Source organism: Rhodopseudomonas palustris (assembly GCF_034479375.1).
GTDB classification, from domain to species: Bacteria; Pseudomonadota; Alphaproteobacteria; order Rhizobiales; family Xanthobacteraceae; genus Rhodopseudomonas; species Rhodopseudomonas palustris_M.
The window spans coordinates 995,419-1,006,933 of the sequence record NZ_CP140155.1; the positions used below are offsets into that span (position 1 = coordinate 995,419).

General features: G+C 63.7%; 9 protein-coding genes. 8 read left to right on the plus strand and 1 reads right to left on the minus strand.

Going from position 1 to position 11,515, the window contains the following annotated elements; translation table 11 throughout:
* The first annotated feature begins 257 nt into the window (after positions 1–257).
* Genes SR870_RS04330 through SR870_RS04340 form a run of 3 tightly spaced genes read left to right on the plus strand, consistent with a single transcriptional unit; the run spans position 258 to position 3,171 of the window.
* A complete protein-coding gene (locus SR870_RS04330; protein ID WP_322516817.1) occupies positions 258–1,544 on the plus strand; it encodes a CoA transferase in 1,287 nt (428 codons plus the stop codon).
* Positions 1,541–2,722: a thiolase C-terminal domain-containing protein gene (locus tag SR870_RS04335; protein WP_322516818.1), complete on the plus strand. Its 1,182-nt coding sequence runs from the start codon at positions 1,541–1,543 to the stop codon at positions 2,720–2,722. The genes SR870_RS04330 and SR870_RS04335 overlap by 4 nt, the downstream gene beginning before the upstream one ends.
* Positions 2,719–3,171 carry a Zn-ribbon domain-containing OB-fold protein gene (locus SR870_RS04340; protein WP_322516819.1) on the plus strand — a complete coding sequence of 151 codons (453 nt, stop codon included), beginning with the start codon at positions 2,719–2,721 and terminating at the stop codon, positions 3,169–3,171. The genes SR870_RS04335 and SR870_RS04340 overlap by 4 nt, the downstream gene beginning before the upstream one ends.
* Before the next feature lie 451 nt (positions 3,172–3,622).
* On the opposite strand, the gene SR870_RS04345 is transcribed toward SR870_RS04340, so the two are convergent.
* The gene (locus tag SR870_RS04345) at positions 3,623–4,252 is read right to left on the minus strand and encodes a GntR family transcriptional regulator (protein WP_322516820.1); all 630 of its coding nucleotides are present in this window, start codon (positions 4,250–4,252) and stop codon (positions 3,623–3,625) included.
* A gap of 312 nt (positions 4,253–4,564) precedes the next feature.
* On the opposite strand from SR870_RS04345, the gene SR870_RS04350 reads away from it, so the two are divergent.
* From SR870_RS04350 to SR870_RS04370, 5 genes are all read left to right on the plus strand, one after another.
* Entirely contained in the window at positions 4,565–5,491 is a 927-nt protein-coding gene (locus SR870_RS04350; protein ID WP_322516821.1) for an ABC transporter permease, read from the plus strand.
* A 135-nt stretch (positions 5,492–5,626) separates the two neighbouring features.
* Entirely contained in the window at positions 5,627–6,556 is a 930-nt protein-coding gene (locus tag SR870_RS04355) for a sugar ABC transporter substrate-binding protein (protein ID WP_322516822.1), read from the plus strand.
* A gap of 156 nt (positions 6,557–6,712) precedes the next feature.
* Positions 6,713–8,827, plus strand: coding sequence for an ABC transporter permease (locus SR870_RS04360; protein WP_322516823.1), 2,115 nt, complete (start codon positions 6,713–6,715; stop codon positions 8,825–8,827).
* Entirely contained in the window at positions 8,811–9,926 is a 1,116-nt protein-coding gene (locus SR870_RS04365; RefSeq protein ID WP_322516824.1) for an SMP-30/gluconolactonase/LRE family protein, read from the plus strand. Before SR870_RS04360 ends, SR870_RS04365 begins: the two co-directional genes overlap by 17 nt.
* A 15-nt stretch (positions 9,927–9,941) precedes the next feature.
* Positions 9,942–11,477: a sugar ABC transporter ATP-binding protein gene (locus SR870_RS04370; protein ID WP_322518189.1), complete on the plus strand. Its 1,536-nt coding sequence runs from the start codon at positions 9,942–9,944 to the stop codon at positions 11,475–11,477.
* Positions 11,478–11,515: the final 38 nt, after the last annotated feature.

Genomic DNA, 11,515 nt, shown 5'->3' on the forward strand with positions numbered 1-11,515 from the left:
AGTCCTCGCTCTCTCTGTCTCCGCCGCGCTGGCATCGACGCCGACTTGGGCGGCCGCGCGCGCGATGAAGATCGGCGTGCTCAACGACGCGTCGGGGCCGTATTCGGACAACGCCGGCGAGGGCTCGGTGACGGCCGCGACGACGGCCGCCGCGGGCTTCTCGAAGGTGTAACAGGTCGCTCGCGAGCGCGATCCTCGAACGACCGGCACGACGGACCAGGACGCACGTCGCCGTCCCAATCAGACAGGTGAGGCCGATGTTGAATCAGATCGAAGCCGAATTTCCCGAGCATCCGCCGCGTCCGCGCGCCTTGCCGACGGCGCTTCAGGGCATCCGCGTAATCGACTTCTCGCATTTCATCGCGGGGCCGTTCGCGACTACGATCCTGGCCGACATGGGTGCCGACGTGATCAAGATCGAGCCGCCCGGCCGCGGTGACGATCTGCGGCGCTACCCGCCGATCAACGCCGATCTCGCCCATGGCGCGCCGTTCCTGTGGACCAACCGCAACAAGCGTAGCGTCGCGCTCGATCTCAAATTGCCGGACGGCGTCGCGGTCGCGCGCGAGTTGATCGCGACCGCCGATGTGGTGGTCGAGAATTTCTCCTCCGGCGTGATGCAACGCTTCGGCCTCGACTACGAAGCCTGTCGCGCGCTGCGACCGGAGATCATCTATTGTTCGGTGTCGGCCTATGGACGCAGCGGCGCCTTCGCCGACCGGCTCGGCTTCGATCCGATCGCGCAGGTCGAGAGCGGCTTCGTCTCGATGAATGGCTACGCCGACCGCGAGGGCGTCCGGGCACTGTCGCCGGTGATGGACATCTCCACCGCGATGATGGCGAGCAACGCCATCCTCGGGGCGTTGATGGCGCGGGAGCGGACCGGGCAGGGACAGATGGTCGAGGTGTCGCTGTTCGAAACGGCGGTCCTGATGACCGGTTATGCCAGCATGCAGCAATTGTTCAGCGGCGCCGATCCGCAGCGCAATGGCAACACCAGCCCGGATACCTGCCCGTCCGGCGTGTTCCAGGCGAGCGATTGCGCGTTCTACATCAACTGTGGCAACGACAAGATCTTTCAGCGCCTGATGACCCAGGTTCTCGATCGCCCGGATCTGGCCGGCGCCGCGATCTATGCCACGGGTCCCGCCCGGGTCGGTCGCCGCGCGGAACTGTTCGCGCTGCTTGGCGATGCGTTCGCGCGGCAGCCGTGGTCGCATTGGCAGGCGCGGATGCGTGCCGCCGGTGTGCCGCACGGCCGGCTCCGCAGCGTCGGGGAGGCGATCCGCTCGCCGGAGGCGCGGGAGCGCGGCATCGTCACGCGGATCAGGCACGACGCCGTCGGCTGGGTGCCGAATGTCAATTCTCCGATCCGCTATTCGGGCACGCCGCTCGCCGATCCGGTCGCCGCGCCGGCGGTCGGACAGCATACCGGCGACGTGCTGCGCGAGCTGCTCGGTTACGACGACGCGCGATTGGCCGGCCTCGCCGCGACCGGTGCGTTCGGCGCCGCCGCCGGATCGGCGAAGGACGCCAAGGTGTGACGGCGCGGACGCTGCGCGGTCGGATCGCGATCGTCGGCATCGGGGAAACCGAGTATTTCCGGCACGGCGGCTCGCCGGATGCCGAGTTCAAGTTGGCGCTGAAGGCGATCCTCGCCGCGTGTGCAGACGCAGGCATCGACCCGCGCGAGATCGACGGGTTCTCGTCGTACAGCGACGATCGCAATGAAGCGTCGCGGCTCGCCGCGGCGCTCGGCACGCATCGGCTCCGCAGCGCGACGATGCAATGGGGCGGCGGCGGGGGCGGTTGTTGCGCGGCGGTCGCCAATGCCGCGGCGGCGATCGCGGCCGGGCTCGCCGATTGCGTCGTGGTGTTTCGCGCGCTCGCGCAGGGCCAGTACGGCCGGTTCGGACAGGCCGACGGCATCGCCACGATCTCGGGCGAGAAGGCCTATCTGATGCCGTACGGCGTGCTCGCCCCGCCGCAGCGCTTCGCGATGCGCATGCGCCGCTACATGCACGACCACGGCATTACGCAGGATGCGCTGCGGGCGATCGCGTTGGCGTCCTATCATCATGCGCAGGCCAATCCGCGGGCGGTGATGTTCGGCAAGCCGCTCGACGCCGCAAAATACGACGCCTCGCGCTGGATCGTCGAACCGTTCCACCTGTATGACTGCTGCATGGAGAATGACGGCGCCGCGGCGCTGGTGCTCGTCGCCGCGGATCGCGCGCACGAGCTGCGCCATGCGCCCGTCTATCTGCTCGGCGCCGCGACGGGATCGGGCCATCGCGCCGGTGCGATCCCGCACAATGCACCGGACTACGCCAGCGCCGGCTTCGCCACGGTCGCGCCGGAGCTGTATCGGATGGCGAAAGTCGGACCGTCCGACGTCGGGGTCGTGCAGGCGTACGAGAATTTCACCGGCGGCGTCGTGATGGCGCTCGCCGAGCACGGCTTCTTCGCACCCGAACAGGCCAACGAATTCCTGACCCGCGACAACCTGATCGCGCCGTCCGGCCGGCTTCCGCTCAACACCAGCGGCGGCAATCTCGCGGAGTGCTACATGCACGGCTTCGAACTGGTGCTGGAAGCGGTGCGTCAGGTGCGCGGGGTCTCGGTCAATCAGGCGCCGCGCAACGACGTCGCCCTGGTGATCGGCGGCCCGATGGTGACGCCTGCCAGCAGTCTTCTGCTCGGATCTGAGGCGACGCTGTGAGCCAGCGCGCACCGTTCTACCTGCCGAGCGGCTTGCCGACCCCGCTCCCGGAGCCCGATGGGCTGTCCGCGCCGTATTGGGGCGGATTGCGCGAAAACCGCTTACTGGTTCAGCGCTGTGCGGAGTGCCGGACATGGCAGTTCGGTGCCGAATGGATCTGCCATCATTGTCATGCTCTCGACCCGGACTGGGTCGAAGTCGAGCCGCGTGGTCGCATTTTCAGTTGGGAGCGGGTCTGGCACCCATCGCACACAGCGCTGACGGGCTATGGACCTTATTTGGCCGTGCTGGTCGAATTGCCGCAAGCGGGTGCCGTACGGATGATCGGAAATCTGCTTGGCGATCCGATGCAGGAGTTCGCTTTCGGAGAAGAGGTTGTGGGGCAGTTCGAGCATCATGCCGACGGGACAATTCCCTTCACCCTTCTTCATTGGAAAAGAATTTCCTGATCTCGGACCCTTAGGTCAGCCATCTACGTCCGTGAGGGTTTGTGAACATCGACGGCGTTCCAAGTCTCTGCCGGATGTCGCCGGGTTGTTCTCGGAATTGGTGAGTGAGGACTTTCGAGCGGATTGCGCGGGAAGGCTGAGCAACATTTGGGTCAGTCAGTTCATCGCAACTGTCCCGGCCGGGCACTGATCGATGCCGGCATTCCGGCGTCGGTCGGTCGCGACCAGTTACATCTCACTCGCCAAGGGGGTGGGTTGCGGCTGGGACGCGCGATCGACAGTTCCGTGCCCGAGGTCATTGGCACCGGGCCGCACCTGCGTCGTCATGGCAAAGTTGAAACGACCGCCGGCGTGATCGACGTGACGATGTGGTGGACGATCAGTCGAATGTCGCTGCGCTTGAGAATTGAAATGATCGGCATCGCCGCCAAATCTCGAGCCGATATCGCGATCAGTCCGAAAATTTTTCCAGCAAGGCGGCGCCGCCGATCAGAATATCCTCGCTCATCGCATGGCGGGCGGCCTCCGCGTCGCGGCTCCTGAGCGCTTCGATGACGGCGAGATGGGCGTGCTTGCTGTCGTGGAACGGTCTGCTTGCGCTATCGTACAAGGCCGATAGAATCGGTCCGAACTGCATCCAGAGGTTCTCGACGAGCCGGAACAGGGCAGGCGCTTGCGCCAAGCGGCAAACGGCGAAGTGGAAGTTCTCGTTCTCGACGAGGGCCTTGGCAAAGTCGCCTTCGGATTCGGTTTCTGTGTAGCGGGCGTGGATTGCTTCGAGACCGGCCACATCGGATTCCGTGGCGTGCTGCGTGGCGCGTGCGGCGCCTTCGCCCTCGATCAGGCGGCGAAGGTCTCGGATTTCGATGCAGCGCGCGCGCGTCAGCCGCGGCACGATCACCGTCCCGCGCTCGTCGATCGTCAGCGCGTGTTCGGATGCGAGACGTAGCAGCGACTCGCGAACCGGCGTCACGCTGATGCCGAGTTCATCCGCGACTTGCCGTGCGACGAGCTTCTGCCCCGGCTTCAGACGACTCCGCATCAAGGAATCCCGGATCGCCGCATAGGCCTGCTGGCTCACGCTCTCCTTCGAGATCGGTCGCCCGAAGGGGTGGGACTGAAGGTCATCGTCCGACGGCGTGCGAATGGTTATTGACATGCTCGGAACCTTGTGATGTTTTTGTTATAACAAATAATATGCAACTAACAAGAGTGGCTGCGCGCAAGCTGCAGGCATAGAGGGCGAACTGCCCCGTGAGGAAACGCTGGTCGCGCGATTGATCGTTCGTGCGCTCGGCCGAAGGACCAGGAGGGGACCGTGTCCAGCGAAGCGTTGGCCGGCGGACGTCGTCGTGCGCCTTTCAAGCCAAGTCAGTCGTTGATCGTTCTCGGCGTGACTCTCGCGCTCTTCGTCGTGCTGAGCGCCGTGCTTCCGGGGTTCGTCACGCTGGGCAATCTGTTCACCCTGGCCCGCAACATCTCGATCCTCGGCATCCTGGCACTCGGCATGGCCGTCGTCGTGATTGGCCGTGGTATCGATCTGTCACAAATCGCAACGCTGGCCTGTTCGAGCGCGATCGCGGTCACCCTGATCAACAGCGGATGGCCGCCGGCCGCAGCTATCGTCTTCGGTCTCGTACTCGCCATCATGATCGGCGTCATGAACGGCTATTTCGTCTCCGTGATCGAAATTCCGCCGCTGTTCACGACGCTCGCATCCGGTCTGCTGGTGCTCGGGCTCACCCGCGCGCTGGTGGTCCCGCACTACCAGGTGTTCCTGCAGCCGGGGCACGAATTTCTGCTCCTGCTGGGCGGTACGGTGCTGGGAGGCGTGCCGGTCCCGCTGATCGCCTTCGCAATCTGCGCGCTGTTGCTGCACCTGTTCCTGTCGCGCACGGTGATCGGACGGTTCATCTACGCCCATGGCGACAATGCGCAGGCCGCGCGGATGTCCGGCATCGCGACGCGTCCGCTCACCATGATCGAATATGCGCTGTCGGCGACCATTGGCTACATCGGCGGCATCATCATGGTGGGATCGACGTCCCTGATGCATCTCCAGGTCGTCGAATCCACGATGATCTTCGACGTCATTCTGGTTGTGGTGCTGGGCGGCGTCAGCCTCGTCGGCGGCCGTGGCAACGTCCTCAGCGTGATCGCCGGTACGCTTCTGATCGGCGTTCTGCTGAACGCCATGACGATCATGAATCTCGATATCCAGACCCAGGACATCATCAAGGGCGGGGTGCTGCTGCTCGCGATCATTCTCGACAGCTACATTCATCCGCGCGACGAAGAAACCGCCAAACAGGGCGACTGATACGCCCGATCCAACAAAAAGACTTCAAACACCGGGAGGAAGACCATGATCCACAAAGGCAGAGAGCACGGGCGTCGTCGCCGCATCCTTCTTGCGCTGGCTACGACCGCGTTGATGGTCGGTGGAAGCCAGGCGATGGCCGCCGATCCGCGCGCCGAACTGCTTCAGAAATTCGAGAAAGCCGTGAAGGGCAAGACCGTCGCCTGGGTGCCGGTATGGATGGGCGTTCTCGAGGGCGAGTGGACCCGCGTGATGAAAGCCCACTTCGACGACTACGGGATCAAGATGGTGACGCGCGATCCGAACATGAAGTCGGACGTGCAGCTGCAGGCGGTGTCGTCGCTCATCAACGAAAAGCCGGATGTGCTGATCGTGCAGAATCCGACGACGACTCTGCTGGCGCGCGAGCTGAAGCGGGCGATGGACGCCGGCATCAAGGTGATCCAGGTCAACATGGCGTCGAACCAACTCACCGACGCTTATGTCGGCGCCGACGTGCCGAAGCTCGGCCGTATGCTGGCCGGCGAAGTGATCAAGGCCTGCGGCGGCGGCAAGGGATCGGGCAAGATATCGATCCTGCAAGGCGAAGCGACGGCGGCCTATTCGCTCGACATGGTCAAGGCGGCGATGGAAGTGTTCAAGACCGATCCGTCGATCAAGATCGTCTCCTCGCAGCCGACCAATTGGGACGCCAACAAGGCATCCGACATCACCACCAATGTGCTGCAGCAGAACCCGGACCTGTGCGGGATCTTCAGCGTCTGGGGTCCTCAGACGGTGGGTGCGGCGCAGGTCGTGAAGAACGCCGGCAAGAAGGGCGAGGTGAAGATCTTCGTCGCAAGCGATGGCCAGCCGGCGGATTGCGACATGGTCGATCAGGGCCTGTTCACCAAGAACCTGTCCTACCGCGCCGACACGCAAGGCGAAGCGATCGCCAACGCGGTCCTGACCCTGCTGCAGGACAACCGACCCGCCGGAACGACCCAGCTCGCCTACTACACGACGAATTATTGGGTCTCCAGCAAGGACGACCGTCAGTATTGCTTCGTCGTCCCGAAGGAATAGCCGGTTCTCTCAGCTTTGTCCCGACATCACGGATGCCGTTCCGCTGTGGAGCGGCATCCGCTGTCCGAAAGTCCGTCGCTCATGAAGTCCCTTCGACGTCTGTGGTATCGCCTTTCGCCCCAGCTGCTGCTCGGTGAGCTCCTGGAAAAGCGCTGGATGGAACCGATCGTTCCGTTCACGCTGCTGCTGGTGGTGTTCGTCGCGTTCATCGTGATGATCCCCGGCTACACGTCGATCCCTCAGCTTCAGCAATTGATGCGCAGTTTTCCGGAGCAGGGCTTCGTGGCGATGGCGATGGCCGTTTCCATTCTCTCCGGCGGGCTCGATCTCTCGGTCGGCGCCGTCTTCGCGATGGCGGATTTCCTGACGCTGTATTTCCTGATGGTCCTGGAGTGGCCGCTGCCGCTCACGATCGTCGCCGTGATGGGGTGGGGGGCGTTGATCGGCGCGATCAACGGTGGACTGATCGCCTATGCGAAGACGCGGCCGTTCCTCACCACGATGGTGGTGCTGATCATCCTGCGCGCGGCCTACAACAAGATCACGGGGCAATACGCCGTCGAACTGGCCGGCGCGTCCTCGGACAACGCGGCGTGGGATTATCTCGGCGGAGGCTTCCTGTTCGGGATCCCGATCAACATGGTCTGCCTGCTCGTCGTCGGCATCGTCGCGCACTTCTATCTGACGCGAATTCGTTCCGGCGTTCACATCATGGCGGTGGGCTCCAGCCGCAAAGCGGCACGCCACGCCGGCATCGATGTGAAGTGGTCGCTGTTCATGGCCTATGTGCTGTCCGGCATGATGGCGTCGCTGGCGGGCATTCTCTACGCCGCCCGGCAGAACAGCGCCGGCACCGACACCGGCGTCGGCTGGGAAGTCAACGCGCTCGCCGCTGCGGTGCTCGGCGGCATCAGCCTGTCCGGCGGACGCGGCACCATCAGCCGGGCGCTGATGGGCGCCGCCATCATCTTCCTGCTGATCAACGGCCTGGTGCAGCTCGGCACGCACGGCAGCCTGACCACCGCGATCATCGGCGCGATCCTGCTCGCGGCCGTGGCCTTCAACGTCAAGTTCGTGAAGAACAAGGGCAAGCTGCTGCAGAAGATCTACGTCACGCCGTCGCTGGTGGAATTCGAACCCCCGGCCTCGATCGCGCGTGACAGCGGCACGGTCTTCGCCGAGAACGATCGGCTGAAGAATGCCGAGGCGATCGCGCTTGACAAGATCGAGGGGCCCGAAGACATCATCCTCGACGAGCACGATCATCTCTACACGGTGAATCGCAACGGCTCGATCATTCGGTTTCTCGCCCCGGACTACGAGGTGCGCGAGGAGTTCGCCCGCATCGGCGGACGTCCGCTCGGCATGGCGCTCGACCGCGACAAGAACATTCTCGTCTGCGTGGCCGGCATGGGCGTCTACGGCGTGAAGCCCGACCGCACCGTCTTCAAGGTCACCGACGAGACCAACCGGACTTGGTATCGCTTCAAGGACGACTCGCGGCTGTGGCTTGCCGACGATCTCGACGTCGCGCCTGACGGCAAGATCTATTTCAGCGATGCGACCACGCGCTACGATCTTTCGGATTGGGCACTGGACGGCTTCGAGGGGCGGGGCAATGGCCGCATCGTCTGCCACGATCCGGCGACGGGTAAGACCAGCACCGTCCTGTCCAATCTGGCCTTCCCGAACGGCGTATGCGTGTCTCACGACGGGCGATCGGTGTTGTGGGTCTCGACTTGGCTTTGCCGGATCTACAGATACTGGATTGCCGGCGAGAAGGCCGGCCAGCTCGAGCTGCTGGTCGACAATCTCCCGGGGTATCCGGACAATGTGAACCGCGCCTCAGACGGGACCTATTGGCTCGCCTTCGTGGGGCTTCGATCACCGGTATACGACCTCGCGATGGCGGACCCCGCGTTCCGCACGCGGATGGTGAAGCAGATTCCGCCGGACGAGTGGATGTGTCCCGGCATCAACAACGGCTGCGTGATCAAGTTCGACGACACCGGTCGCGTCCTGGAATCCTGGTGGGATCCGGGCGGGCGTTCTCATCCGACAATCACCTCGATGCGCGAACACAAGGGCTATCTCTACATCGGCGGGCTCGAGAACAACCGGATCGGGCGCGTCAAGCTGCCGAACGGCGACGTGAACTGGACCGGGTGGAAGTCCTACTGGTCGTCGAATGGCCAAAACAATTCCGGCGTCGCACCAAGCAACGTGCGTCCGATCACTACAGCGAAGGCGAAGCATGTCTCTGGCGCGTGACATCATCGACCGGATCTTCTTCCCGAATCGCGACGTGCACGCGATCCCGGTGTTGGACGGAAACCTCTCGCCGAACGAGCGCCTCGATCGCGCGTCTGTTCTCGGTGAACCCATCGAGGCACCGGACGCGCTCGCGCTCGATGCGCGCGGCATTTTGTATGTGTCGAGCGGTCGGACAATTCTGGCGTGCCGCGGTCCTGATTATATCGAACGCCGGACTTTCGCGGTGTTCGACGCCGAGGTCGGCGCTCTGGCATGGTCCGCGACATCCGGGCTGGTCGCCGCTTTGTCGGGGCAGGGCGTCGTGTCTCTCGATGCTGATGGAGCAATCGTCGCGCGGCTGACGGGTGTGGCGGGTGAGCAGTTGAGATGTCCGACGGCGTTGGCGATCGGAGACGATGGTCGGATCTATATCGCCGACGGTTCGCGTCACAATCCCGCCTCCGAATGGCATCGGGACCTTCTCGAAAAGCGACCGCCGTCCGGCCGGATCATCGCCTGCGACGCAAATCTGTCGGAGGCGCGTGTCCTTGCAGATGGTCTCGACTGGCCCGCAGGCCTCGTCATCTCGCATGACGGTCGCAGCCTGCTGGTGACAGAGGCCTGGGAGCATCGGCTGAGCGCCCTGGCTCTCGACGGCGGAACTCCGCGCGCCCTGGTGAAAAACTTCGCCGGCTATCCGTGCCGGATCTCGCGCGGCTCCCGGGGCGATTACTGGCTCGCGTTCTTCGGCTTGCGCACGCAATTGATGGAGTTCGTGTTGCGCGAGGACGCGTTTCGCACGCGTATGCTGGAAGCCGTCGAGCCGCATCTATGGATCGGCCCGCGGCTCGGAGGCGCCGCCGACTATCGCGAGGCGATGCAGATCGGCCGTATCAAGAAACTCGGCATTCAGAAGCCGTGGGCGCCGCCGCGTTCTTACGGGCTCGTCGCTCGCATCGGACCGGACGGCGCGGCGCGCGAGAGCTATCACAGCCGAACGTCGGGAGAGGTTCACGGGATCACGGCTGTGCTGGTCGATCCTGCGGGGCACGTCTTCGCCGTGTCGAAGGGGCACGGCAAGCTGATCAAATTGCCCACCGGCCCTGTGTCCGAGTAGGAGGACGCCATGACCATGATCGAAATCGCTCCGGTGCTGCAGATCACAGCAGGAAGCAAGGTCTACAGCGGTGTCCACGCGATCGACAAGGTCGACTTTACGCTGCGCCCCGGTGAGATCCATGCGTTGCTGGGCGAGAACGGCGCGGGCAAGTCGACCTTGTGCAAAGCCATCGCCGGCGCCATCAAGCTGACGTCCGGCGACTACCTTCTCGGCGGAGAGAAGGTGTCGTTCTCGTCGCCCGGCGAAGCGTTGGCGCAAGGTGTCGCCATGGTTTACCAGGAAACCAGTCTGGTTCCGTCGATGACTGTTGCGCAGAACCTCGAGCTCGGAATGGAGAGCTGGTTCACGATCTACCGCAAGATCAACATCGCCGCGCAGCAGTCACAGCAGGCCCTGAATTTCAACGTCGATCCACTGGCGCTGGTGGAAACGCTCGGCACGGCGAAGCGGCAGATGGTGGAGATCGCCCGTGCGGTCCGCCACAATGCGCGCGTCATCATCTTCGACGAACCGACCGCCAGCCTTACTCCGGAAGAGATCCAACATCTGTTCCACCTGCTCAACAGCCTGCGCGCAAAGGGCGTCGGCGTCATCTTCATCTCGCATGCGTTGGAAGAAGCGCTGAAGATTGCCGATCGGATCACGATCCTGCGCGACGGCAAGCTGGTGCATACAGGTCCCGCGAACGAGCTCGACCGGCCGAAGATCGTGCGCATGATGGTCGGCCGCGATGTCGCGACGAGCCACTATGCGGCTGCCGAAATCGCCGGAGATGCAGCGCTTCCACCGGTGCACGATGCGGAGCCTGCCAAGCGCAAGCGCGTGTTGGCGGTCGAGAACGTCACCATGGGTAACGTCGTCAAGAACATGTCGTTCTCGGTCTATGAGGGGGAGGTCGTCGGCATCGCGGGCCTCGTCGGATCGGGCCGAACCGAGATTGCGCACATCATCTGTGGGGCCCGCAAACGCAACTTCCTCCGCGGCGGACTAGTATATCTGAACGACAAGCCGATCCGCTATCGCGTGCCGCGCCAGGCGATCCGCGACGGTATCGTCTACATCACCGAGGACCGTAAGCTCGATGGCTTCTTCGAAACCATGACGGCCGACGACAACATCTATCTCGGCTATCTCGCCTCGCCCAAGGGACGCAGCCTGTTCTATTCGCTCAGGAAGCGTAAGCAGGTCGCCGATCGGTGGGTCAAGGCGCTGTCGATCTCGGCGCTCAAGCGCAGTCTGAAGATCATCGAATATTCCGGTGGCAACCAGCAGAAGGTGGTGGTTGCGAAGTCGCTGGCGCAGGAGCCCTCATTGGTGATCTTCGACGAGCCGACCCGCGGTGTCGACGTCGGCGCGATCCCGCAGATTCATGCGTCGATCCGGGATCTCGCCAAGAGCGGCAAGGCGGTGGTGGTGATATCCTCGTATCTGCCGGAAGTGTTGGCTCTGTCGGATCGGATTCTTGTGGCCCGCGGCGGACGTATCGTCGAGGAAATGCCCGCGTCTGAAGCGACGGAAGAAAAGATCATGTACGCCGCGATCCATTAAACGGGACCGCGCGGTTACTATTCCAACAATCTCACTTG

Excerpts from the sequence above, each read along its gene's own strand:
- SR870_RS04330 (WP_322516817.1), top strand. The coding sequence starts at position 258 with ATGTTGAATCAGATCGAAGCCGAATTTCCCGAGCATCCGCCGCGTCCG.
- SR870_RS04355 (WP_322516822.1), top strand. The coding sequence starts at position 5,627 with ATGGCCGCCGATCCGCGCGCCGAACTGCTTCAGAAATTCGAGAAAGCC.
- SR870_RS04360 (WP_322516823.1), top strand. The coding sequence starts at position 6,713 with ATGGAACCGATCGTTCCGTTCACGCTGCTGCTGGTGGTGTTCGTCGCG.
- SR870_RS04365 (WP_322516824.1), top strand. The coding sequence starts at position 8,811 with ATGTCTCTGGCGCGTGACATCATCGACCGGATCTTCTTCCCGAATCGC.
- SR870_RS04370 (WP_322518189.1), top strand. The coding sequence starts at position 9,942 with ATGATCGAAATCGCTCCGGTGCTGCAGATCACAGCAGGAAGCAAGGTC.